Origin of the sequence: Shewanella sairae, from assembly GCF_023283535.1 — a bacterium.
Classification (GTDB): domain Bacteria; phylum Pseudomonadota; class Gammaproteobacteria; order Enterobacterales; family Shewanellaceae; genus Shewanella; species Shewanella sairae.
Window position 1 is genome coordinate 1 of sequence record NZ_JAKILT010000066.1, and the last position, 24,938, is coordinate 24,938.

General features: G+C 42.6%; 17 protein-coding genes, 1 pseudogene and 1 riboswitch. Of the genes and pseudogenes, 10 read left to right on the forward strand and 8 right to left on the reverse strand.

Annotated elements, in window-relative coordinates; genetic code table 11:
* Window positions 1-91 precede the first annotated feature (91 nt).
* The 3 genes and pseudogenes from L2748_RS20370 to L2748_RS20380 form a co-directional block, all read left to right on the forward strand.
* Window positions 92-1,291: pseudogene (locus L2748_RS20370) on the forward strand (VC_2705 family sodium/solute symporter); the annotation flags it as partial.
* A gap of 135 nt (window positions 1,292-1,426) precedes the next feature.
* Window positions 1,427-3,274, forward strand: coding sequence for a DUF294 nucleotidyltransferase-like domain-containing protein (locus L2748_RS20375; protein WP_220782701.1), 1,848 nt, complete (start codon window positions 1,427-1,429; stop codon window positions 3,272-3,274).
* Between the two features lie 22 nt (window positions 3,275-3,296).
* Window positions 3,297-3,974 (forward strand): exonuclease domain-containing protein, encoded by a 678-nt coding sequence (locus L2748_RS20380; protein WP_246616245.1) that lies wholly within the window; start codon window positions 3,297-3,299, stop codon window positions 3,972-3,974.
* A 14-nt stretch (window positions 3,975-3,988) separates the two neighbouring features.
* On the opposite strand, the gene L2748_RS20385 is transcribed toward L2748_RS20380, so the two are convergent.
* Window positions 3,989-5,770: an ATP-binding response regulator gene (locus L2748_RS20385; RefSeq protein WP_220782702.1), complete on the reverse strand. Its 1,782-nt coding sequence runs from the start codon at window positions 5,768-5,770 to the stop codon at window positions 3,989-3,991.
* 23 nt (window positions 5,771-5,793) lie between these two features.
* Window positions 5,794-6,327 (reverse strand): heme NO-binding domain-containing protein, encoded by a 534-nt coding sequence (locus L2748_RS20390; RefSeq protein WP_220782703.1) that lies wholly within the window; start codon window positions 6,325-6,327, stop codon window positions 5,794-5,796.
* A gap of 274 nt (window positions 6,328-6,601) precedes the next feature.
* Between L2748_RS20390 and L2748_RS20395 the strand changes: the two genes are divergently transcribed.
* Window positions 6,602-7,177, forward strand: a complete 576-nt coding sequence (locus tag L2748_RS20395) for a C40 family peptidase (RefSeq protein ID WP_220782704.1) — start codon at window positions 6,602-6,604, stop codon at window positions 7,175-7,177.
* A gap of 405 nt (window positions 7,178-7,582) precedes the next feature.
* On the opposite strand, the gene L2748_RS20400 is transcribed toward L2748_RS20395, so the two are convergent.
* Both L2748_RS20400 and L2748_RS20405 read right to left on the reverse strand, forming a co-directional pair.
* Window positions 7,583-8,647, reverse strand: a complete 1,065-nt coding sequence (locus tag L2748_RS20400; protein ID WP_220782705.1) for a ketoacyl-ACP synthase III — start codon at window positions 8,645-8,647, stop codon at window positions 7,583-7,585.
* Between the two features lie 101 nt (window positions 8,648-8,748).
* Entirely contained in the window at window positions 8,749-9,420 is a 672-nt protein-coding gene (locus tag L2748_RS20405) for a GntR family transcriptional regulator (protein WP_220782706.1), read from the reverse strand.
* A gap of 459 nt (window positions 9,421-9,879) precedes the next feature.
* A riboswitch (cyclic di-GMP riboswitch) is annotated at window positions 9,880-9,998 on the forward strand.
* 136 nt (window positions 9,999-10,134) lie between these two features.
* On the opposite strand from L2748_RS20405, the gene L2748_RS20410 reads away from it, so the two are divergent.
* Window positions 10,135-12,720: a glycosyl hydrolase family 18 protein gene (locus L2748_RS20410; RefSeq protein ID WP_220782707.1), complete on the forward strand. Its 2,586-nt coding sequence runs from the start codon at window positions 10,135-10,137 to the stop codon at window positions 12,718-12,720.
* A gap of 198 nt (window positions 12,721-12,918) precedes the next feature.
* Complete coding sequence (locus L2748_RS20415; protein ID WP_220782708.1) at window positions 12,919-14,625, forward strand: chitinase; 1,707 nt, start codon at window positions 12,919-12,921, stop codon at window positions 14,623-14,625.
* A 500-nt stretch (window positions 14,626-15,125) separates the two neighbouring features.
* Here the strand turns inward: L2748_RS20415 and L2748_RS20420 are convergent, their stop codons facing one another.
* From L2748_RS20420 to dapA, 3 genes are all read right to left on the reverse strand, one after another.
* Window positions 15,126-16,691: an aldehyde dehydrogenase (NADP(+)) gene (locus L2748_RS20420; protein ID WP_220782709.1), complete on the reverse strand. Its 1,566-nt coding sequence runs from the start codon at window positions 16,689-16,691 to the stop codon at window positions 15,126-15,128.
* 40 nt (window positions 16,692-16,731) lie between these two features.
* Complete coding sequence (locus L2748_RS20425; RefSeq protein ID WP_220782710.1) at window positions 16,732-17,733, reverse strand: 4-hydroxyproline epimerase; 1,002 nt, start codon at window positions 17,731-17,733, stop codon at window positions 16,732-16,734.
* 90 nt (window positions 17,734-17,823) lie between these two features.
* Entirely contained in the window at window positions 17,824-18,738 is a 915-nt protein-coding gene (gene dapA / locus L2748_RS20430) for a 4-hydroxy-tetrahydrodipicolinate synthase (protein ID WP_220782711.1), read from the reverse strand.
* A gap of 157 nt (window positions 18,739-18,895) precedes the next feature.
* On the opposite strand from dapA, the gene L2748_RS20435 reads away from it, so the two are divergent.
* From L2748_RS20435 to L2748_RS20445, 3 genes are all read left to right on the forward strand, one after another.
* Window positions 18,896-19,936, forward strand: coding sequence for a proline racemase family protein (locus tag L2748_RS20435; protein ID WP_220782712.1), 1,041 nt, complete (start codon window positions 18,896-18,898; stop codon window positions 19,934-19,936).
* Window positions 19,937-20,036: 100 nt separating this feature from the next.
* A complete protein-coding gene (locus L2748_RS20440; RefSeq protein WP_248957731.1) occupies window positions 20,037-21,365 on the forward strand; it encodes an NAD(P)/FAD-dependent oxidoreductase in 1,329 nt (442 codons plus the stop codon).
* A gap of 86 nt (window positions 21,366-21,451) precedes the next feature.
* Window positions 21,452-21,994, forward strand: coding sequence for a DUF3016 domain-containing protein (locus L2748_RS20445; protein ID WP_220783417.1), 543 nt, complete (start codon window positions 21,452-21,454; stop codon window positions 21,992-21,994).
* A 287-nt stretch (window positions 21,995-22,281) separates the two neighbouring features.
* On the opposite strand, the gene L2748_RS20450 is transcribed toward L2748_RS20445, so the two are convergent.
* Entirely contained in the window at window positions 22,282-23,586 is a 1,305-nt protein-coding gene (locus L2748_RS20450) for an aminopeptidase P N-terminal domain-containing protein (RefSeq protein WP_220783416.1), read from the reverse strand.
* A gap of 161 nt (window positions 23,587-23,747) precedes the next feature.
* On the opposite strand from L2748_RS20450, the gene gmhB reads away from it, so the two are divergent.
* On the forward strand, window positions 23,748-24,302 hold the full coding sequence (gene gmhB, locus L2748_RS20455; RefSeq protein ID WP_220783415.1) for a D-glycero-beta-D-manno-heptose 1,7-bisphosphate 7-phosphatase: 555 nt from the start codon (window positions 23,748-23,750) through the stop codon (window positions 24,300-24,302).
* Window positions 24,303-24,938: the final 636 nt, after the last annotated feature.

Below are 24,938 nucleotides of genomic sequence, written 5' to 3' on the forward strand. Positions count from 1 at the left end.
TTTTGATTTACGGGTCATTTGTTCACCTTGTGTTTAGATGGGGATTATACCCCTTACATCTTGGTGTCCAAATTCACTATGCCACTACAGTATTACCTATACTCAAGTTGCACAATACTGTGTGCTTATTTTTGCTTTTATGGTGCCAGCTATTTTTATCTCTGTGATGATGACGGGGCACATTTTACCGCAAATTGGCTTCGGTGCTGAATTAGTCGATGCTGCAGGTAATGGTACTGGTGAGTTTTTGCTTGATAAACTCGATGGCTTATCTAAAGATTTAGGCTTTGCTCAGTATACCGAAGGTTCTAAAAGTACGATTGATATATTCTTTATCACTGGTGCGTTGATGTTTGGTACTGCGGGTCTGCCGCATGTTATTGTGCGTTTCTTCACTGTTCCTAAAGTAAAAGATGCACGTGTTTCTGCGGGTTGGACACTAGTGTTTATTGCTATCATGTTTACGACGATTCCTGCTCTAGCCGCTTTTTCTCGAGTCAATATGATTGAAACCATTAATGGTCCAGAAGCAAAGGGTGTAGCTTATGAAACAGCACCTGAGTGGATTAAGAACTGGGAAAAAACAGGTCTAATCAAGTGGGATGATAAGAACGAAGACGGTAAAATTTATTACGCTAATGGTCCAGAAAGCGAAATGAAGATTGACCGAGATATTATCGTACTTGCTACCCCTGAAATTGCTAATTTACCAGCTTGGGTTATTGCGCTTGTTGCTGCAGGTGGTCTTGCCGCTGCGTTATCAACTTCAGCGGGCTTGCTACTAGTTATTTCAACCTCAGTGTCTCATGATTTGCTGAAGAAAAACTTTATGCCTGATATCTCTGACAAAAAAGAGTTGATGTATGCGCGTATTGCGGCAGCAGCCGGGATTGTTATGGCAGGTTATTTTGGTATTAACCCTCCAGGATTTGTGGCAGCCGTTGTTGCAATTGCTTTTGGTTTAGCCGCGTCATCGTTGTTCCCAGCAATTATCATGGGTATTTTCTCGAAAACCATGAATAAAGAGGGCGCGATTTCAGGCATGGTAATTGGCTTGTTGTTTACAGCTTCATATATTGTTTACTTTAAGTTTGTTAACCCAGCAGCGAACACTGCCGATAACTGGTTATTTGGAGTGTCTCCTGAAGGTATTGGTTTGTTTGGTATGCTAATTAACTTCGCTGTTGCATTTGGTGTAAGCAAAGTGACTACTGCAGTACCAGACGATGTGGTTGAAATGGTTGAGTCAATTCGTTTCCCTAAAGGCTCAGGTAGTGCACATGAACACTAGGGTAATTGGGTAACATGATAAAAAGAGCGCTTAGGCGCTCTTTTTTACGTTTGGCTGACTGTGCTTTAGTCGAATAGAGCTAAGTGGCATAAGCAAGGTATAGTTTTAATTAAATAGTTAACTGAGGACTAGACCATGGATGCTAGCGAGATACAGCCTATTGTGCAGTTTTTTCAAGGCAGAGTACCGTTTGACTCTTTAGATGAACAGACATTGCCCCGATGCTGCCACGCTCTAACAATAGGCTATTATAGTAAAGCGTCTGGTTTTGTGCCTCTCGATCCTGATAATCCTCAGCTCTATATTGTACGAAGTGGCGCATTTGAAGTCCGTGATAAAAGTGGCGAATTACTCGATAGATTAGGTGAGGGCGATTACTTCGGCTTTCCATCACTATTGTCTGGTGAAGAGGCCAGTACACGAGTTGCCATTTTAGAAGACGGTCTTGTTTACCATTTACCGCCAGAAATCTTTGATTTTTTAAGGCGAGAAAGTCGAGAGTTCGATCGGTTTTTTAATAAAGCCTTCGCTAAAAGGTTACGCCACCAAGGGCGGTTCAAAGCAAAAGATTTAACCACTACGAGTCGAGTGACGACATTAATGTCAAGCGACCCGCTTATTATCGATATGAAGTCCAGCGTCGCTAAAGCATGTCGGCTGATGCGCAGTGCACGAGTATCTTCGGTGTTGGTGTTAGATAATCATAAGCTTGTTGGCATATTAACCGATCGAGATTTACGTAATCGTGTTTTGGCTGAAAACTTAGATGGCCGTTTACCCGTGCATCAAGCTATGACACCAAGTCCAGTATCGATTGAGTCGAACTCTTTGGTATTTGAGGCGATGTTATTAATGAGTGAGCATAGCATTAATCATCTACCTGTTGTTGATAATGGTATTGCAGCGGGAGTCGTCACAAGTACGGATATACTTAGAGGCCAAAGTTCACAGCCTTTATTGCTTATAGGTGAGATCGAGCGTCAGCAAAATCTACAAAGTCTTATCCAAGTCAGTAAGCAGATCCCTTTATTACTGCAGAACTTAATTAGTGCAGATGCGAGAGCGGAAGAAATCGGTAGAGTCTTAACCTCAGTTACCGATGCACTAACAAGACGTTTGATTGTATTGAATCAGCAAATTCTCGGTAAGCCACCGATGGCTTTTTGCTGGTTAGCATTTGGTTCTCAAGGGCGGCAAGACCAAGCTGCATGTTCAGATCAAGATAACGGTTTGTTGTTAGCCCATGAGCCAGACGAAGCCGCAAAAGGTTACTTTGACGCATTATCCCACGCAGTGTGTAAAGGGTTGGATGAATGTGGCTATGTGTATTGCCCAGGCGACATTATGGCGCAGAACCCAAAATGGCGAATGTCATTAGATAAATGGCAGCAAGTGTTTGATAATTGGGTGCGTACCCCGGAGCCCAAGGCGCTTATGCACGCGAGTATTTTCTTTGATATGCGCAGTGTTTATGGACCACAGTCACTCTTTGATAGTTTGCAAGATTCGGTGCTGAGTCAGACCAAAGGCAACGATATTTTCTTGGCAGCCTTTACCGGAAACGCCTTAACGAGTGCGCCGCCCCTTGGCTTTTTTAGAAAGTTTGTGTTGGAACGTGATGGCACTGAAGTGAAAGGTATCGACCTAAAACACAAAGGTAATGCATTAATTAATGATATTGCCCGAGTTTATGCTTTATCTGCAGGGATTAAAGAGGTTAATACGGCTAAACGTATACGAGCTTTAATGGAGCAAAACATACTTAATCGCAAAGATGCACTTAACTTAGCCGATGCCCATGAGTTTATCGCACATATGCGGTTGTCTAACCAAGGGCTGCAATATACTCAATCGTTACCTATTTCCAACTACTTAATGCCTCAGGAGTTATCATCGTTAGTCAGGCATCAATTAAGAGATGCTTTTAAAGTGGTTCATGATGGTCAGGTTGGATTAAAGCTTAAAATGATGCGTAGTTATTAGATAACGAATAAAGAGAAAGATATTGAAGAATCTGTATTTTAAGTCTCGATTACAAATTAAAGCTTTGCTATGTAAAAATGACATAATTTGTGATTATTATCGCGCTTTAGCCGAGCAGGTTAGCAAGCCGTTATTGCAGGTGCCATTAATGGTAGTGGATCTGGAAATGACTGGATTAAACAGTCAATCAGATCAAATTCTAAGTATTGGTCTTATCCCTATTTGCAATGGTTTGCTTGAGGTCGCAGCGGCTAAAGAAATTTTGGTCAGTATTGATGGCAGTGTTGGTGATAGCGCGACAATCCACGGCATAGTTGATGGTCAGTTAGCCCAAGCGGTTAGCCCGGAAGAAGCCATTGAGTGGTTTTTAACGCAAACTAAAGGACATCTACTTGTAGCGCATCATGCGCCACTCGATCTCAGTTTTTTGAAAGTCTTGAGTCACCGCACATACGGACATGCTATACAGTTTATGGCAATCGACACCATGGCATTAGAAAGAAAACGCTTACTACGGCAGCATGACGTATTAAAAGAGGGGACGTTAAGACTTGACGCATGCCGCAGACGTTACGGTCTACCCGTATACGCGGCCCATAATGCAACCGTTGATGCGTTAGCGTGTGGTGAGTTATTACTTGCTCAAATTGCACATATTGCAGGGGATGATCAGCTAACGCTAAGTGAGCTCTTAAACTAAGTGCATTTCAACGCTTACTGAGGCATGCTGAGGTTAGAGTTTTGGCTTGACTCATTAAGCTCGATGATTCTTCCCCACTTCATTAATGCGTTTCTGATGTCATCTTTCTGATATGGCTTATTGACTATCTCATCCATTCCACAGCTATAACATTGCTCAGTCTCTGTTGATGTCGTACTCGCGGTCAAGGCGATAATGGGCTTTTTATAGCCGCTATCACGAAGTTTTTGGGTTGCTTCGAAACCATCTATAACCGGCATTCTGCAATCCATAAAAACAATGTCAACCTGATTTTTGTCCAAGTATTCAATGGCCTCTAGTCCATTGTTTGCAATGGACGGTTTAATTTTAAATTTAGCGAGAATCATCTCTATCAGTACTTGATTGACAGTGCTGTCTTCAACGACAAGCACTGATAACTTGTCGATAGGAAAATTAGCATCAGCAATATCAACTTGCACTTTTAGGTTGTTAACTTGTTTCAGTGGCAGGCTAATGTCGAACTGAGTACCGGAGCCTAACTCAGACACTAAGCTCATTTCGCCGTGCATTTCATCAATCAAGTGTTTGCAGATAGCAAGGCCTAAGCCTGTGCCTTCGAAAGCACGGTTACTTGAATTATTTACCTGGGTGAATGGGTCAAATAAGGTGTCGAGTTTATCTTGGGGAATACCGCAGCCCGTGTCGGCAACAGAAAAACAAAATTGGTTATTCTTCCATTCGATATCAACACTAATCTTGCCAGCTTCTGTAAATTTAATTGAATTACCAATAAGGTTAACGAGTAATTGTTTTATACGGTCAGGATCGCCCATTAGCCTTTTAGGAATGTTTTCTTGATAGTTAAAAATAAACTCAAGCCCAAATTCTTCGGTACGTAGCTTGAAAATGTCATAGATCATATTGCAGAGCTTTCTTGGGGAGAAATCAATCTCTATAATTTGCAGCATGCCTGCACTCATTTTACTTAAATCAAGCAAATCATTGATGATTACCCGCAGTAACTCACCTGATTGATGCATGGTGCTTAATAGCTGCTGTTGATGTGATGAAAGTTCAGTGTCACTCATCAACTCTGCAGAACCAAGTAAGCCATTTAGTGGCGTTCTAAGCTCATGGTTTATCATTGCGACGAAATCACGGGTTGATTGCTCTGAGCTTTCTGCCCGTTGTTTCTCTTCAATTGTGCGAGCAAGTAGCTCTTGGCGGTTATGGGCTGCGCTAATCATATCGCAAAACAAAAGTAATTGTTTTTCAATGGTATGCTGCCAAGATATTGGGGAGTCAATGACTAAGGTTAAGCTGCCCAGAATCACATCTTCAGAGTTAATGATAATTTTTATTTGGCGGTGTTCATTACTCCAAAAAAGGGGCGATGAGATGCTGCTGTCGCTTTTTATCAGGGATTTATCGCCAGCATAAAAAGATCTAAATTTGCCACTATTATCCAGAGATTTAAATCGAATTTTACTGGCTTTAACTTCATCTACGCCAATAAGATCATCCAATAGGCGTTGCAGCAAAATATTTGAAATAGGCTTTTGTAAAAATAACTGGTTATAATCTAGTAAGATAGACTCAAGATAGGTTTTAAACTGTAGTAGGGCGATATCCTGTTCTGATTTCTCTTTAATATTAATTAAAGAGTCCTCCACAAGTTGCTTGGCAATATAAAGCTCACGACTTTTTTCTTCGAGCAGCTTTTCCGCCGCTTTTTTAGCGGCTTTTTCGCGCTCAATCTTTCGTGTGAGTAAGTTGACCTTTTCTGTCAATTGATTGATATCTTGGTTAGGCATAAATATTACTCAATCTTGTATGGCTAAACAGTTTTGATCGTAAAACGAACCTCAGAGTGATCCTCTGAAATTGGATCCATCTTTATATCTATGGTCTCATTAAAATGGTCTGCACAGCCTTGAATAAGACCCAGACAAACATGAGACATACAACGAGCGGAAACGTAATCCATGATAAGCTGCGTTTCGTTGGCGCTGACAAATTTAAACGTAGGAGGGTTGGCGTTAGAATATAGTTTTTTAACTTCAATATGGATGTATTCTTCAACGCTATTAATAAAAGAAAAGGTTGAGTCTGCTTTGCCTTCGAGCCCTGGCATGCTGTTATAAAGCGTTTTGAAGATTGACTTACCGTAGACCTGTTGTAAGTCTTCTGCTGATACTCCAGTGAGTTTACTTAAGGTCACAATCAATTTGACGAGGTCTTTATGATCGTAGGTGCCAACGCTGGTATAGACACCATCATTTTGGTTTTCATCAAGCATTTTTTGGCAAGTTTCTAAGCCAAAAGTGTCTTCAACAAGCTCTAAAAACTCCGCAAAAATAATCCCTTTCATGTCTCACTCCTTATCTACTTACCACTATTTAAAGTAGTGTATTAATAGCAATTATTCAATGTGTTAGCTAAATTATTATGATTGTTTTTTCTGCTCATATTTCTTGTGTATAACCTTAATGGCTGACTTTAGAATCTGTCATTGCTAGAACTTTGCTTACATTTTTACTATTCAACCCAGACTACATCTTCTATATGTTAATGATTGAGTGCAAGGATGCAGATTATATTGTTGATTATTTTAGTGTAGCGATAGTTTCATTGGAGGAGGACATATGGCATTACCGCTTATCTGGTTAGGCGCTGCTGCGATTGGTGCTGCGATTGTGATTGAAGAGAAAGAAAAGCAAAAGGAGGTTGCGCTAAAACGTCAATTGGGAAAAGCGACAAAAAAGCATGTTGATGGTCAGTCCGCAGAGCTTGCTCCAAGTTTATGGCAAACAGGTGATAGGCGAGTGAAACCTGAAGCTGGTGGCATCGTATGTTGCTTTGTTTTTGGAGTGATTGAGCATACTGGTATTTGGATTGGCGACAATACCTTGGTGGAGCTTCACGGCAGTGGACTTGTTAGGGCTGTATCCGCGGAGCGTTTTTTAGCAGGGCGCAGTGGTAGCCGTATTTATCAAGCTTGCAATCATAATCATCAGCCATTAATCGCGGCAAAGGCATTTTATCAGGCGCAACAAGCAATCTTCAGCTACCGAGACTACGACTTATTTGATAATAATTGTCATCGTTTTGTATGGCGTTGTATCAGTGGTGAAGACTGTACTGTACAAAGTTTTGGTCAGCTAAATAATAAAATCGGCAGCTATTTTGGTGAAGCCGTTTATTGGGATGAATTGTGCTAGCATTTACAGTAATACCAATCAGTATAAGAATTTGATCAGCTCAGAACGATTTTTGGCAAACTAATTCAAGGCGAATAGCTGTAATAATGGTTATTCCCTTATAAAGATATTCAACGCAGAAGTAGGCAGCCAAAAACGTTCCAGAATGGCGAGTTTTAGCGATTCTGATGCTGTGACTCTTAATAAGCAAAGAGGGAACTTGAACCTAGTTCAACTATGCTCTTCATTCGTTGCGAGCTGTATGGATGCAGCGAATGTCATTAAAGCAGGAGCACTTAATGACCTTGCCTCAAAACCGCTAAACTCTCGCTGAGTGGCTAAATGTTTATACTGATTGGTATAAGCAAGGCATAAAAAAGCACCAATTAAATTGGTGCTTTTAAGAGCTGAGTCGTTATCAATTTACTAGCCGCAGAAATGTTTTACTGCTTTGGCTACCAGTTCAATACCGGTTTTATCACATGGCGGCAATTCTGCATCGCTAGTGTTAATCGGTGTAACGCGGTCACCCCATTTAATTAATGCAGCAGCAGATGTTAGGCCAGCACCAAATGCACACGATAAGATCGTTTGGTTTGGCTGAATTTTTCCTTGCTCAAGCGCATCACAAATTGCAATAGGGATGGTTGCCGCTGAAGTATTACCGTAGTTAGCGATGTTAACCACTGCTTTTTCTTTCGGGATCTTCATGCGACTAATTAGCGTATCAATAATTCGCTCGTTAGCCTGATGTGGGATAACCCAGTCGATTTCTTCTTTATCGATACCGCACTTTTCAATGACTTTAGTGCTTAACTTACCCATGCCAGCAATCGCACGTTTAAAGATCTCTTGACCATTAAATTCGATATAAAAATCTAATGAAGATGCTTCAAAACGGTCCATCGCAGTACCAAAGCCTGCTTTCAGAATATCGCGGCCATCTGGGTCGTTATTTAGCTCATAGCCTAATACACCAATAGCTTCTTCAGTTGCTTCAAGTACAACAGCACCTGCACCGTCACCGAATAAAACAGCTGTGTCTCGGCGTGACCAATCTAAGAAGAATGAAAGACGTTCTGCACCAATAACCAGTACTTTTTTGCACTGACCACTTTTGATTTGTGAGCTGCCTAAGCCTAAACCATATAAAAAACCGCTACATGCTGCATTGATATCAAATGCTGCACATGTCGCACCAACGTTGGCTTGTACCGTTGATGCAATGTTTGGAATTAGCGTATCTGGTGTAGCGGTTGCTAGAATAATCATATCCAGTTCGCTGCCATCAATACCCGCTGCGGCTAGGGCTCTTTTAGCTGCAACAGAAGCTAACTCAGAGGTATCTACATGGCTAATATGACGCTGACTGATCCCTGTGCGTGGCTTAATCCACTCATCAGAAGTTTCAATAAATGTGGCTAAATCATGATTTGTTAACGTGGCTGGCGGAACACACTTTCCCCAACCCGTAATAGTGGCGTACTGCATTTAGGTATTCTCTATAAATTTAAAAGGCAGAACCTGAGCTCTGCCTTACGGGATCTGTAATAAGTTAAGCTTAGTAGAATTTATGCTAGTCAAACACTGAGCTAGTCGTCTTGTTGGCTCACTAATATGCGGATTGCTTCAGCTGCATGTAGGATATGGGCGCGTAAAAGTGCCACAGCTTTTTCAATCTCTTTATTTTTACAATATTCCAGCAGTTCACGGTGATCTTGCTGCGCTTTAGGCACTCCGCTGGCTAAAAATAGCTGTAAGCGAATATAACGATCACAACTTGTATTTAAACCTTGAACAACTTCAAGTGTATGCGGTCGATTTGCTGGGCTGTATAGACAAGTATGGAACTGTGAATTTAATCCGCTCCAATTTTCAACCTGTTCCTCGTCTTGGAAAGCGGCTTCCATATCTTGGAGTAAGCTTTCTGCTTGAGTGAGATCTTCTTCTGTCAGGTTGGGGATAGCCTTAGCTAGTAAATCACCTTCAATCAATGCTCGTAAATCAAATAATTCGGTGACATGTTCAACTGACAGTAGTGTTGCAGTTGCACCTTTATGGGCTTCAAACTTAACTAAGCCTTCCGCTTCAAGTTGCACCAATGCTTCCCTTACTGGGATTCGGCTAACATTTAATTCGTCTGCTAAAGCACTCTGGCGTAAAGGTTGACCTGCGGCTATTTCACCGGAAAGGATCTTTTCTCTAAGCACTTCAACCACAATTTGTGTGCGAGTTTTATGGACGATTGGTGTTGTTTTGCTCATATTTCCCGATATTTTTTTGTTATTTATACACTTCTATCTTCCCTAGGGTACCGCTTATGTCAAAACAATGGAAGGGTAACAGTTGCTTTAGTTTTCATTCGTTGGTAGCAAATTGATGTCGACAGATTGATTTATTTAGAGTCTTAGGTTTTTGTCTGTTTTTTGAACGCTGAATATTGCGTCAATAGTCATTGGTTTAGACATGAGATTGGTGGACTCATTTTGCTAAGTACTGCTGAACTCGCCGAATTCTTATGGCTGGTATGATCGCGTCTTAATATCGAGTAAACAACCCGTTATACGGTTATTTTGGCGGGTTATACTATAAACAACTATTTTAAGGTGTTAATAATCATAATGTTGGTTGTTTATGGATTATTATGTTGCATACTTTACTTAATTAAGTTTATCCTAATGATTGGTGGTGACAGCGCTGTCATCACTGTGCAGTAACTTACAGATGTATAAAGGCAAACTAACTGAAAGGTTGGGACGCAAAGCTTCCGGTCTAAGGGAATTGTTTTGAGAGGTTCAGCTCCTCAAAACTGTATTGTTCCTATGATAGCGGGGATGTTACAGGAAGTTTCTTCGTGTGGTGCTTGACCGAAAGGTTCATGTCTTATGTGCTCATGGTATTAAGAGCGGGTTTTCTCCTGTTCACACTTTGCTTGCCTTATTGATTATTTTCTAAAATAAAAGCAATAAGGACACTCTATGATTAACACTAAACTCTCTCTGTCGGCGCTTGTCGTTGCAAGCACGATTTCGACACTTTCTTACGCTACAACGCCAGGTAAGCCTACTATCGGCTGGGGCGAAACTAAGTTTTCTATCATCGAAGTCAACCAAGCTGCCACAGCTTATAACCAACTGGTAACAATTAAAGATGCCGCTGAAGTCTCGGTAACTTGGAACCTATGGAGCGGTGAACTTGGTGACACAGCCAAGGTATTACTTGACGGTGTTGAGGTCTGGTCCGGGGCGTCAACAACCTCTGGTACTGCTACATTCAATATCAGCCAAGGTGGTAGGTACCAGATGCAAGTGGCACTATGTAATGCCGGAGATTGTACTTTAAGTGACAGCAAAGAGATTCTCGTTGCTGATACTGACGGTAGCCATTTATTACCGCTAGATACTCAATTTGGTGAGAACAATAAGCCGTATGCGAATAAGACTGGCAAAGTCGTAGGGAGTTATTTTGTCGAGTGGGGCGTTTATGGTCGTAAGTTTCCAGTTGATAAGATGCCAAGCAAAAACTTGACTCATATCCTTTACGGTTTTACCCCCATTTGTGGTGGTGATGGGATTAATGATAGCTTAAAAGAGATTGAAGGTAGCTTCCAGGCATTGCAGCGAGCTTGCAGCGGGCGTGAAGATTTTAAAGTGGCTATTCATGATCCATGGGCTGCAGTGCAGATGCCACAAAACGGCGTTAGTGAGCATTCCGATCCTTATAAAGGTAACTTTGGTCAGTTGATGGCACTTAAGCAAGCCCAGCCTGATTTAAAGATCCTACCATCTGTGGGGGGCTGGACACTTTCTGATCCTTTCTATTTTCTCGATGATGACGTCAAGCGTGCTCGTTTCGTTGCATCGGTAAAAGAGTTTTTACAGACTTGGAAGTTCTTTGACGGGGTTGATATTGATTGGGAGTTCCCCGGCGGTAATGGCGCGAACCCTAACTTAGGTAATCCGCAGACTGATGGTGCCACCTATGTGCTCCTGATGAAAGACCTGCGCGCAATGCTTGATCAACTCAGCGCTGAAACCGGTAAAACCTATGAGCTAACTTCAGCCATTAGTGCCGGCGCTGATAAGATAGCCATGGTGGATTACCAAGATGCGCAACAATACATGGACAACATATTTTTAATGAGTTACGACTTCTATGGTGGGTGGTCAAATACTGACTTAAATCACCAGACTGCGCTTTATGCTGCTAGTTGGAAGCCTGAAACCAAGAATACCACTCAAATTGGTGTGAACGCCTTGTTAGCGCAAGGTGTGACGCCCGATAAAATTGTCATAGGTGCTGCTATGTATGGCCGAGGCTGGACTGGAGTGAGTGGATATCAAGGTGGAAATCCATTTACGGGTACAGCAACGGGTAAAGTCAAAGGCACTTGGGAAGATGGTGTGGTCGACTATCGTCAAATAGTGAATGAGTACATGTCAGGTGAGTGGCAGTATGAATATGATGGAGTGGCTGAGGCGCCATATGTTTTTAAACCATCAACCGGTGATCTGATCACCTTTGATAATGCACGATCAGTTATCGCTAAAGGCCAATATGTTATAGCCAATCAGCTCGGTGGTCTGTTTGCATGGGAGATTGATGCAGATAATGGCGACATCCTTAATGCCATGCATGAAGGACTAGGGCATGGAGAGGGGAGTACCCCTCCAGCAAATAAAGCGCCTGTTGCCAACGCGGGGTCAGCTCAGAATGTGACCGGACCAAGTGATGTAGTACTCGATGGCGGTTTATCTCGGGATCCGGAGGGAGAGTTGCTGACTTATGCATGGGAACAAACTTCTGGACCCGCTGTGACAATTGTGAATGCAGGTATAGCTCAAGCTCAAATCAGACTAGATGCTACCAGTGCCGAAGTCGTTTATGGTTTCTCGTTGACGGTAACAGATCCTGAAGGGTTGTCTGCTATGGCTAGCACATCGGTCACTAACATGCCAGAGCAAGCTAATCGGCCGCCAAAAGTTTCACTTGACGCGACGGTTAGCGTCGATTCTGGCCAACAAGTTAGTATCACTGCCACTGCCAGCGATGCCGATGGCGATAGTTTAAGCTATAGCTGGACAGTACCTGCTGGGCTAATGGCGACAGGACAGTCTAGTCAGACGCTTCTAGTTACTGCGCCTACCGTAACAGAAAATACGCACTATAACTTAAGTGTATTAGTGACAGATGGTGCGTTTGATGCGTCGGCTCAAACCGTATTAACCGTTAAAGCATCCTCAACGGGGGGGTGCGATTTAAGTGACCCTGATTCGGCTAATCATCCTTCTTGGGATAATACAGCAACCTACAATGGCGGTGAGACCGTAAGCCATAACTGTTTAGTCTGGAAAGCAAAATATTGGACTAAAGGCAATGAACCTACAGTGACTGCAGAGCCTTGGGCTTTACAAAGTGACATTGAAATGGGCTGGAATGCCGATGTTGCTTATAACGGTGGTGAACAAACAACACATAATGGTAGCACGTGGCAGGCTAAGTGGTGGACAAAAGGTGAAGAGCCTGGTGTCGCCTCTGTTTGGAGGAAGCTAGGTGGCAATTAAGTTTTCATGAATTGAAACTGCAATTGGTAAGCCTTAGTTTTCACTGTTTACAAGAATAGTGTTTTCATGAGAGGGAGCTTATCCTCCCTCATTTCTCCAAATTTAAAACGACTGAATAGATCGCACTTAAGAGTGTGCCACTAATGTAAATTTACGAATGTCAAATCGGGTCTGGTCTATTTGGTGAGAGATATTTCTATGAATAAAAAGTCTTTAACCATGCTTATAATGGCATCGTTAGTCAGTATTTCATTGTCAGTACAGGCAATTGAGCCCGTAAATTTAACTCAAGCAGAGATCGACGCCAAAGAGGCCGCATTGACTGACTTTCCGCTGATGGTAGCTGTAAAGTCATCTATTGCGACTAGAGATAATAACATTGTTGATAGCATAACTCCGTTACATCAGAATAACCCTAATAATGTGAAACGTCTCGAATCAGTATTGAGTGAGGCGCAATTTGAGTTTCTATTCCCTGTACGCGCTGCGGAATATACTTATCAAGGATTGCTGCAGGCAGCGGCTAAGTTTCCTGCATTATGTGGCGACTACGCTGATAATAGAGATGCTGAAGCCATCTGTCGTCAATCATTAGCAACCATGTTTGCTCATTTTGCCCAAGAGACAGGGGCTCATGACAAGTGGATGACAGAACCAGAGTGGCGACAAGGCCTTCATTGGGTTCGTGAAGTTGGCTGGGATGAGAGCAAACGAGATGGCTACAATATGGAGTGCAGCCCAGAGACTTGGCAAGGTCAAGTTTGGCCCTGTGGTACGTTTGGCGATGGCAGTTACAAAAGCTATTTTGGTCGCGGGGCTAAGCAACTTTCCTACAATTATAACTACGGCCCATTTTCAGATGCGATGTTTGGCACTGTGACGACATTGTTGAACCGTCCTGAGATGGTTGCTGATACTTGGTTAAATTTGGCTAGTGCGGTATTTTTCTTTACCTATCCTCAACCACCGAAACCGTCAATGTTGCATGTTATTGATGGGACTTGGCAGCCTAATACAAGGGATATGCAGCAGGGACTATCAGCAGGGTTTGGCATAACAACTCATATTATTAACGGCGGCATCGAGTGCGGTGCAGGCAGTGAGAAACCGCAATCGTTAAACCGGATAGCCTATTATCAAGCTCATGCACAGTATTTAGGTGTTCCTGTTGAAAATACTGAGGTATTAGGCTGTAAGAATATGAGACCTTTTGATAATCAAGGGGCGGGAGCAATGTTGATCTATTGGGAGCAAGATTGGTCCTATATAGCAGGCAATCCTAATGGTGGGAAAAGTTATGCCTGTAAGTTGGTGGGCTATCAGACAAGCTACAGTGCATTTAAGCCTGGTGATTATGCTCGCTGTCTTAAGTATTTTTTTCCCGAGATTGTGATTGATGATACGGGAACACCAACGGATCCAGTTAACCAAGTTCCTACAGCGCACATTGAAGGTGTAACAGTGGGAGATAGTGGGGCGCTTGTTTCTTTGTCTGCAGCTAAATCAAGCGATCCTGAAGGGTTACCACTTCGTTACTTATGGCGTTTACCTGCCGGGGCAAGCACGACCGTCGTAGATGCGGTATCGATTGATATTATTCTGCCAACGTTCATTTCAAGTGAAACGATATCCGTTTCACTTGAAGTGATTGATGATGCTGGCTTAAATGCAAGTGTGAGTCACCAATTGTTAGTTAAAGGAATTGGAGGCACGCCTCCAGATGGTGAAGGGCCTTATCAGGCAGGTTATGCTTACAGTGCAGGTGAGCGAGTGAGCAATGCTGGAGAGACTTATCAATGTAAGCCTTTCCCATATACTGCTTGGTGTGCTGGAGCTGCCTGGGCTTATGAACCTGGAGTGGGTGTAGCCTGGCAAGACGCCTGGGTTTTGTTGTCGCCAAAGTAAGACTTGCTGCAATAGCATTTACATGCACCACTAAGCCGTAAAGCCGTAAAGCCGTAAAGCCGTAAAGCCGTAAAGCCGTAAAGCCGTAAAGCCGTAAAGCCGTAATACCGTAATGCCGTTAGCTGAAGCTGGTTCTTGAAAAAGATTTAATTTTGAAGATAAGAATCGACTTCACGGGGCACGAAGAAAAGTCATTTTAGGCTTTGCTTCGTGCTCTTGGTGTAGCAAAGGCAGTGGGCATTTCGTGGTTTATCTCTACTATATAAAGCAATGAATTTGTTTGTGCTGACGTCTTCGAATGTGGTTTTGAATCAGCTTACTCCTTCATTTACCGTTAAGCCGAATTTTACATTTCGGATAAGTTGGATTGTGATTATTTGATACAGATTAAACTCAATATGAAAAAACACTCATTATACAAAACGATGATAACTAGCATTTCAACGGGGATAATTGAGCCCGTCAATTATCCCCGATTAACGATTAACTGCTTTTCTGATTTAGAAGGTGATAACGCCTGCTTCCCCTTCGTTCACTCGCAGGGGCAACAATGACTTTGGCATGTTTTGATAGCATATTGGTCGTTCAAATCTCGCCATTGCTGCAGAACCTACAGAAGTTGTTCGGCTATCGGTACTTGCAGGGTATGGACCACCATGATTCATGGAGTGACATACTTCGACACCGGTTGGCATTTGGTTGAAAATGAGACGTCCAACATTGAACGCTATGGCTTCAATGAGAGCATGATTATCTGCAAACTCATTGTCTAAACCATGAATTGACGCGGTTAGCTGACCTTCTAGCTGTTCTGCAATTAATTGCATTTGGGCTTTGTCATCACACTCTACAAGTATTGCGCATGGTCCAAAGACTTCCTGCTGAACCTCTACTGAATTAATAAAGTCAGTGGCAGAGACTTTCAGTGCTACTGGGCGAGTAAAGTGGTTTGCTGGTGATGATTCACCTTGCGCAATGAGTTCAACTTTTGGATTGCTCAGTAGTGTATCGATTTGCGTTTGATAAGTGCTGGCAATGCCTGCTGTTAACATATTGGCGGCACCTTGGCTGGCAACATCTTGCGCAAGTGTCGCTTGGTAACGATTTAGCGCTGCGCCCTTTACGGCAACGATCACACCTGGACTGGTACAGAATTGGCCGTGACCCATTAACATCGATTGCACTTGGGTTGTTGCTAAGCTTTCGGCCTGCTCTTCGAGGATGTTTGCCAAGATGAACTGCGGGTTAGTCGAGCCCAACTCGCCATAGAAGGGAATGGGCTCAGCTCGAGCGGCACAAAGGTCAGATAAAATTCGGCCGACTTTAAGCGAGCCGGTAAAACCAACTGCCTTGATTGCAGGTGCAGTTACCAGTTGAGTTGAGACATCAGGTGCGAAGCCTTGCACCAAGTTAAATACACCGTTTGGCATATCGCATTTTTCTGTGGCGCGTGCAATTGCACGGGTCACTAATTCACTCGTTGCTGCATGTGCAGGATGACCTTTTACAACAATAGCGCAACCGGCCGCCAGTGCTGATGCAGTATCGCCGCCAGCGGTTGAAAATGCTAACGGGAAATTAGATGCGCCAAACACGGCAACTGGACCCAGAGGTAAGGTGGTTAATCTTGTATCTGGTTTTGGCAGTGGTTGTCTTTCTGCATTGGCCAAGTCTACATAGCGAGTATCGATTGGGTTTCTCAGGTTGCCCGCAAATAATCTTAATTGTCCACACGTGCGGCCAGTTTCACCTTGCAGTCGAGCCATAGGTAAACCAGTTTCTAAATGAGCGGTTTGGGTGATGGCCTCGATGTCAGCTTGTATTTCGTCTGCTATGGCTTCTAGAAACTCTGCACGGCGAGCAGGAGCGAAGCTACGATACTGCATAAAAGCTTGTTTCGCCGCAGCGACAGCATCCTCAACATTGGTTTTGCTAGCATTGGCAAAACGGTAGGCTAAAGGCTCATTACTGATTGGATTAGTGCTGCTAAAGTCTGTTGCTTCATTGCTCCAGGCGCCATTGATAAAATGTTGGCCAGAGATGATCACTTTATTTAAATCTGTCATGTTTGCTCCTGAGTTTTAACGCTCATTAGAAATTTTCTGGTTAAACAACTTGGAATCCGTATGCATAGGGGTCGGCATCGTCAACGGTTATGGCATTTTTGCCTATAATTCGTGCCCAGCCTTTAATACTTGGCACAATGGCTTGGTGTTCGCCTACAGTGGTTTCTGCTTCAATACAGCCGACAAATTGGCTGCCGATAATACTTTCGTGAGTGTATTCATCGCCGACCTTGAGCAACCCTTTGGTGTACAGCTGAGCCATGCGTGCGCTGGTACCTGTGCCACACGGTGAGCGGTCAATCGCTTTATCGCCATAGAAAACGGCGTTGGCACCGTTAGAGCCGTCACTCAAGGTGTCGCCGGTCCAAAGTACGTGACTAATACCACTCACTGTTGGGTCGTGAGGGTGAACACAACTTAGCTTCTCTTGCGCTGCTTTTCTAACGATAGGGCTCCACTTTAAGATGTCACCAGCACTCCAATGGCGTAGCCCGGGAAAGTTTTCTTGTGGATCGACAATCACATAGTAATTACCACCATAGGAGACATCGACTTTTAACACCCCAAGTCCAGGAATATCGAGAATTTTATCTTGATGAGCAAGATAGGCGGCAACGTTGTAAATCTTCACCCAATCTACTTTTTCACCGGTTTGCTGGTATTCGATATTGATTTGACCTGCGGGAACATCAATGATGAGTTTTCCCGGAATTTTGGCAGTAAGTAAACCTGACTCAATTGCCGCGGTGATAGTGCCAATCGTGCCGTGACCACACATAGGTAAACAGCCACTCGTTTCGATAAATAGAATTGATGCGTCGGCGTTATCAGCGCAAGGGGGGTAGAGAAATGCACCTGACATCATGTCATGTCCGCGTGGCTCAAACATCAGTGCCTTACGTACCCAATCATATTCGCGAAGAAAATGTTGGCGCTTTTCACTCATGGTTTGGCCAAGCAGGTTAGGGTGACCACTGGTCACCAACCTGACAGGATTACCGCAGGTATGGGCGTCAACGCAAAAAAAAGTGCCTTTAAGCATTAAATCCACTCCATGGTTTATTGTTTTAGTTAGTAAGAGTTAGCCGTTTAATGTTGATTGAACGGCTAACTTGGAAGGGGGATTGACTGTTTAATCTATGTTGTATTTATCTAGATTGATGCGAGTCTCTAGTGCGTCAGCAATGACTTTTTCAACGTAAGCACGTTCTTCGCCGATAAGCGTCATGCGCGGTAGGCGTACATTTTCGCTACCGCGACCAACAATTTGCTCTGCAAATTTGATGCATTGAACTAATGTAGGGATGGTGTCTAAACGGAGTAACGGCATAAACCAGCGATAAATTTCACGGGCTTCTTCTATTCGGCCTGCGCGTGCAAGCTTATATAGCGTAACTGATTCACGTGGGAACACGTTGGTTAGACCAGAAATCCAACCTGTAGCACCTAAGAATAAGCTTTCTAGCGCAATATCATCCACGCCACAAAGAATATTAAAGCGATCACCAAAGCGGCTTTGCAGTTCAGTTAGGCGACGTGTATCAGTTGTTGACTCCTTGATAGCGACAATGTTTTCTTCTTCGGCAAGAATAGCTGTCATTTCAAGGTTGATATCCACCCCATAGCTAACGGGATTGTTATAAATCATAATAGGCAATTTAGTTGAACGAGCGACGGTTTGGTAATGAGTGACGACTTCACGATCAGTGCCACGATAAACCATAGCCGGAAGCAGCATTAGACCGTCCACACCTAATTTTTCAACGTCTTGGGCATAAAGAGAAGCAGCTTCTGCTGTGTTCTCTGTACAACCTGAAAGCACTAGAATGCGACCTTTGACCGTGTTAACAGTATGCTTGATAAACTCGCGCTTTTCTCCTGCGCTAAGAGAAGCATTCTCGCCGATTGTGCCTAACGCAATAATCCCGTCGATACCATCTCTGATCAAATCTTCCAACATACGAGCATTTGATTCGTAGTTGATAGAGCCGTCTTCGTTAAACTGTGTCGAGATTGCTGGAAAAACACCTTGCCAATTTACGTTCATATTAAGCCTCAATTTACTGCTATGTAGGAGAGTTATATACGGACTGCTGACATCAAATATCGCTAAAACGTACTTAGCGATATTTGAAATAAAGCTACTAAATCCGCTGTAATTATTGTATACAATATCCAAGAATTAACTTTTGAGCAATAAAAATATGCACTCGATCACAATAAATAGAGCATTAACCGATAACTTTAAGGGCTTCACTACCATAGATGCGCACACTGAAGGGGAGCCGTTACGAATTATTGTTTCTGGTTATCCAGACATTAAAGGCGCAACCATTTTAGAAAAGCGCCAATATGTGCAACAGAATCTCGATGAATATCGCAAGATCTTGATGCATGAGCCTAGAGGACATGCAGATATGTATGGTGCACTAATCACTGATCCTGTCAGTGAATCTGCAGATTTCGGTGTGTTGTTTTTACACAATGAAGGCTATAGCAGTATGTGTGGTCACGGTATTTTGGCCTTGGTTAAAGTCATGTGTGAAACAGGTACTATCGCATTAGATAATGTGCCACGTGTGATAAAAATCGATTCCCCCGCAGGGCTTATTACCGCGCAAGCAGATCGAGATGCGGCAGGAAAAATCACTGCTAGCTTTGAAAATGTCGACTCGTGGGCCGATGCTCTCGATTGCACTGTGAATGTGGCAGGTTTTGGAGAAGTCACGTATGACATAGGTTTTGGCGGCGCTTATTACGCCTATGTGGATGCAGATGCTCATGGTATTCGTTGCGCAACTGATAATGTTGCGCAGTTGATTGACTTAGGCCGCCGTATCAAGCAGGCCATTGTAGCCTCACATTCTTTAGTTCACCCATTAGAGCAGGACTTAGGTTTTTTATACGGGACGATGTTTACCTCTAAAAAAGTGACTCACCCTGAAGCCCATTCTCGTCATGTTTGTATCTTTGCTGATGGCGAAGTCGATCGTTCACCAACAGGCACCGGAGTTTCTGGTCGTATCGCGTTATTACATGCTAAAGGTGAAGTTGGTTTAAACCAACCTTTGATGATTGAGAGCATTGTTGATGGACGCATGATTGTTACTGCTCAAGCAAGGACTGAATTTCATGGTAAACATGCAGTGATCCCTAAGGTATCTGGTCGTTCCTATATCACAGGTCAGCACCAATTTTTTGTTGATCCTGATGATGTATTTCAGCAAGGGTTTATTTTGCGTTAAGACACTTTAGCTGTAAATAAGCAGCTAAATGGCGGTCTTCCTGCATAGATTTAATTCATGTGTATATAGGTAAAACAAAAAGTAGTACGGGGGATAAAAGATGAACAGTGCTAATCAGGGGCAAGTTTTTAAGCAGACATCAAGTCAAAATAACGCGGGCACTGACCAGCAAAAGTACCGTGGGGAGATCACTATTATTGGTGCCGGTATTGTTGGTCTTGCGTCAGCGATAGAGCTACAACGCGAAGGATTTAGTGTCACATTAATCGACAAAGAGGGGGCTGGGGCGGGGGCATCTAAAGGTAATGCGGGGCATTTTGCCACAGAGCAAGTGTTTCCTTTAGCTGATGTGAGCATGTTGCCTAAGCTGCCTGGTATGTTGATGGACCCTTTAGGACCCTTTCGTATTCAGCCACAATACTTTTTTAAAGCTTTACCTTGGTTTATGCGTTTCTTGTTCAATATGTTGCCCTCACGTAGAGCTAAAAATTCCCGTGCAATTAAGACGTTGAATCAAGGTTCAATAGCAGCTATGCAATCTCTGGTTAAATTTTGTGATTGTGAAGACTTACTGGTAATGAATGGCAGTTTATTGGTATTTGAAGGTACATCCATTGATGAGGTGCAAAAGGAATTTCTTGCCTATCGTGATGCAGGGGTTGAGGTACAACTGTTTAATGGGGATCAAGTAAGAGCTTTAGAGCCATCATTGACCAATAACATTACCCATGGTTTGTATTTTTCCCAGGTAGGTCATACAGTTGATCCTTATCGTTTATGCCAAGCGTTCGAGAAAAAATTTAAGGCGTTAGGTGGTACGTTGGTAACAGAAGAAGTATTGAAGGTGAATACAGCCTCAACGACTTCTTGTATTCAATTAGATATGCTGTCAGGTAACTGTGTCAATACAGAGCGCTTAGTCATTGCATCAGGTGCTTGGTCTAAGCCACTTGCTAAGCAATTAGGTTATTCAGTGCCTTTAGAAACTGAGCGTGGCTATCATTTGATGATGCCGCAAAAAAGCCACCTATCACGTCCGGTTGCGTCCTATAACCGCAAGTTCATCATCACGCCAATGCTTGATGGAACTCGATTAGCGGGAACCGTTGAGTTTGGCGGTTTAAAAGCACCATTAATAGAAGCGCGAGCAAATTGTTTATTTCCACATGGCAAAGCCTTATTGCCAGGGTTGTTTGCTGATGCAACTGTTGAGGACGGTGTACGTTGGATGGGTTTTAGACCTTCTATGCCGGATAGCTTGCCGGTATTGGGACGCAGTCAAAAACAATCGAACGTGTTTTTCTCATTCGGTCATCAACACTTAGGTCTTACTTGGTCAGCTATTACAGCGAAGCTTTTAGCTCAAGAAGTAAAAGGTGTGCGAACAGATCTTGACCTGAGTCCTTACAGAATTGAAAGATTTGAATAATTGTTAAAAAGTTCGCAAAAATGCAGTTATGAGTTATAAGTAATGGAGTAACTAATAGCCAAGTAACGAATTATTTTGGAGCTAAAATGAAATACTTATCTACATTAAGCATAATTTGTATTGCTATGATGCTTAACGGCTGTGCTAAACAACAGGGGTCTTTGCCCGCAGAAACGATTATTACTGAAGACGGGCAAGTATTTATTGCTTGGAATAACCCAGCAGATTATACCGATGTTGAAGCGACCTTAGGTGTGCAAAGTAAGTATCAACAATATCTGTTTAGTGAACTAACCGAAGAGCTAGGTAAAGTGGCAAATAAACACTTATCTCCGAATCAAAAGCTTGAGCTAGTTGTTACCAATGTGGATTTAGCGGGTGATGTGCAACCTACTTTTGGCGCTACGCCACATGATATACGTATATTAGAAGACATTTATCCGCCAAAAATAACCTTTGATTATACATTAAGCGAGAATAATACGGTTTTAAAAACTGGCTCAGAAAAGCTACGAGATATTGGCTATCTAAGCGGTATTCAGCCTATAGGTAACGATCCTTTTCCCTACGAGGTGGATTTATTAACGGATTGGTTTAAAGAAACAATTAAACCAGTACTTTCTGAGTAATTTTTTTCGAATGAAGAGTAAGGGACGTTATTTACGTCCCTTATTTTTGGATTAAGCTGACTCTAGATTTGAGTAGCTTCGTTAAGCTATTTATATTAGCGATTGAACGCTAAGTTGTTTTTGTTGATTTCAGCGCATTATATAAAACGATGGTAATAATAAAGTGCAAAGCACTATGCCAATATGAACCAATATAGAGCAGAAAGGCGATTACTACCGTGCTTTCGCCAATAATTAGCTTTTGTAGCGTGTTCATATTTATCATCCTTGATTTTGTTAAATTAATCCTATTTTGCCATAAACGCTTCGATCTCTTCTATGCTTCTTGGTACATCAACGGATAGGTTTTCATATCCATTGTGTGTGACTAAAATATCGTCCTCAATGCGGATCCCCATACCACGATAAGCCTGGGGAACATCGAGAGCATCGAGAGGAATATAAATCCCTGGCTCAATAGTAAATACCATGTTGGCTTCTAATGTCCGCCATTTACCTTCATTGTCGTGATAAGGGCCTACATCATGGACATCCATTCCTAACCAATGACCAGTCTTATGGACGGTAAAGCGTTTGTAAGACTCATTTGCCATGATTTGCTCTATTGAACCGGTTAAAAGGCCGAGTTCTTTAAGCCCTTCAGCCATAACTTGCATGCAAGTCTCATAGAGTGAGTTCCAAGCTGTGCCTGGGCAGACTTTTTCGATAGCTTGATCGAGTGCTTTAAGCACTAATTGATAAATGGCTTTTTGCTCCGCAGAGAAAAGCCCATTTACCGGGTAACTGCGAGTAATGTCAGCCGCATAATGCTCAAATTCACCGCCTGCATCGATGAGTAGCATCTGACCATTAACTAATTCACAGCAGTTTTCCTCATAGTGCAAACAACAGGCATTATTACCACCGGCGACAATACTTGGGTAGGCGACATCGTTACAGCCATGTTTGGCGATAGTGAAATCAAATAGTGATGAGAGTTCTCGTTCATTAATTCCGGGTTTACAAGCTTGCATAACAGCCTTATGTCCAGCTGTAGATGCATAAACCGCTGAACGGATTTTAGCGAGTTCGTCCCTAGACTTTACTACACGCTTGCTGTGTAACACTTCAGCTAAAGGCTTTATTGAAGTGAAGCGCTTAGGCGTATCAAACGAGCAATGATGTCTTTGATGGTTTACCCAGCTAATGAGTTGTGATGAAAATCTTCCAAGTTCATCACTTATATATAGTGTGTTTATCTGTTGTAGAAGTAGCGCTAAGGTCTGTTCGAACTCGGCAACGGTATAGCCTTTATCAGCACCATGAATTGCTACAGCCCCTTCAATACCAGCTCGGGCACCAAAACTTACTTCCTGCGCGGGATCTTTAGGTCGACAAAATAAAAGGTATTGGTTTACATCGCCCTCAACCAGTATTGCGATAGCATCGGGTTCGTCGAACCCTGTTAAGTAGAGAAAGTCATTATCTTGTCTAAAATGGTATTTGATGTTTTTGCTACGTACTTTCTGCTGATAGCCTGCAACGATGACTAAACTGTTATTTGGTAACTGCTCAAGCAGTTCAGAGCGTCTTTGATGATAGATATTAGACATCTTATTATTCCTAGCGATAAATAAATCAGTTACAACTCAGACTATAAGGGTTGTATATTTTATCCATTACACGATATTCATCGTTTTATAGCAAGTTCACGGTGCATTTTGTTGCAATGAGTGAAATAATAATAGCTATTGCATATTAGAGAGAATGTATTGTGAATCGAGCGGTATTTTTAGACAGAGATGGCGTTATTAATCAAGACCACGGCTATGTACATCAGGTTGATGATTTTGAATATATAGATGGTGTGTTTGATGCCTGTGCATCTCTAAAAGAGATGGGTTATATGCTTGCTGTCGTGACTAACCAGTCTGGAATTGCTCGAGGAATGTATAGCGAAGATCAATTCCATTCACTGACAGAGTGGATGGATTGGAACTTTGTAGACAAAGGTGTAGAGCTTGATGGGATCTATTATTGTCCGCATCATGCTGAAAAAGGCATTGGTGAATACAAAATTGATTGTGATTGCCGTAAGCCAAAACCAGGTATGCTTAACTCAGCAGCGCAATTTTTGAAAATCGATTTATCTCAATCTGTAATGGTCGGTGACAAACGCGATGATATGTTAGCGGCTGAAGCTGCTGGTGTACCAACTCGTATTTTAGTTAGAACCGGCAAGACAGTGACTGATGATGCTATCGCTGCTGCCACAGTTGTTTTATATTCAATTGCCGATGTGCCTGGCTATTTAGCTAGTCAGAGCTAGTGTGCAAGTTAAGCTGTAAAACGTAATGCCTCATAACTCAGTTATGAGGCATTTTTGTTTTGCTATATGTAGCTCTTATTGACAGGGTGGACTTATATAACCAGCGACTCCTACGTTAAACAGACCATTTCGCTGTTAAAAAGCACATGTTGTGCAATAACTATTCGTTTGATTTGGAAAAGCTAATTTTATTGGAAATGGCCCTTGCGCTACTCTGAGATATCCCTATAATTCGCATCCACTGACACGGCACAGCAGGCCAACTAGCTAAACGAAAGCTTAGATAGAACGGGACTTGCAGCGGTGTTAGAAAGATTAATTTCTACGGAAGTTAACCTCAGGTGACAATCGCTTTAAGAGCTTCGAATGATGGTTGTTTACACGAGAGTGAACAAATAATCATCGCTTGAAAAACTTCTTAAAATAAGCGCTTGACGTCGACACTAGGAAGTGTAGAATACGCCTCCTTAGCCAAACGACCTAAGCGTCTAAGGCGCCATTTTGAAAGGCTTCTCCTAACGGATTGGGCCTTGATAGAAGTGGTACGCTCTTTAACAATATGACAAGCAAATCTGTGTGGACACTCACAGAGATTAAGTTATTCGAAATTACTTCTCACGAAGTAATCAAAAAATT

Coding starts and splice junctions, on each gene's coding strand:
- L2748_RS20375 (WP_220782701.1), top strand. CDS start 1,427: ATGGATGCTAGCGAGATACAGCCTATTGTGCAGTTTTTTCAAGGCAGA.
- L2748_RS20385 (WP_220782702.1), bottom strand. CDS start 5,770: ATGCCTAACCAAGATATCAATCAATTGACAGAAAAGGTCAACTTACTC.
- L2748_RS20390 (WP_220782703.1), bottom strand. CDS start 6,327: ATGAAAGGGATTATTTTTGCGGAGTTTTTAGAGCTTGTTGAAGACACT.
- L2748_RS20395 (WP_220782704.1), top strand. CDS start 6,602: ATGGCATTACCGCTTATCTGGTTAGGCGCTGCTGCGATTGGTGCTGCG.
- L2748_RS20400 (WP_220782705.1), bottom strand. CDS start 8,647: ATGCAGTACGCCACTATTACGGGTTGGGGAAAGTGTGTTCCGCCAGCC.
- L2748_RS20405 (WP_220782706.1), bottom strand. CDS start 9,420: ATGAGCAAAACAACACCAATCGTCCATAAAACTCGCACACAAATTGTG.
- L2748_RS20410 (WP_220782707.1), top strand. CDS start 10,135: ATGATTAACACTAAACTCTCTCTGTCGGCGCTTGTCGTTGCAAGCACG.
- L2748_RS20415 (WP_220782708.1), top strand. CDS start 12,919: ATGAATAAAAAGTCTTTAACCATGCTTATAATGGCATCGTTAGTCAGT.
- L2748_RS20420 (WP_220782709.1), bottom strand. CDS start 16,691: ATGACAGATTTAAATAAAGTGATCATCTCTGGCCAACATTTTATCAAT.
- L2748_RS20425 (WP_220782710.1), bottom strand. CDS start 17,733: ATGCTTAAAGGCACTTTTTTTTGCGTTGACGCCCATACCTGCGGTAAT.
- dapA (WP_220782711.1), bottom strand. CDS start 18,738: ATGAACGTAAATTGGCAAGGTGTTTTTCCAGCAATCTCGACACAGTTT.
- L2748_RS20435 (WP_220782712.1), top strand. CDS start 18,896: ATGCACTCGATCACAATAAATAGAGCATTAACCGATAACTTTAAGGGC.
- L2748_RS20440 (WP_248957731.1), top strand. CDS start 20,037: ATGAACAGTGCTAATCAGGGGCAAGTTTTTAAGCAGACATCAAGTCAA.
- L2748_RS20445 (WP_220783417.1), top strand. CDS start 21,452: ATGAAATACTTATCTACATTAAGCATAATTTGTATTGCTATGATGCTT.
- L2748_RS20450 (WP_220783416.1), bottom strand. CDS start 23,586: ATGTCTAATATCTATCATCAAAGACGCTCTGAACTGCTTGAGCAGTTA.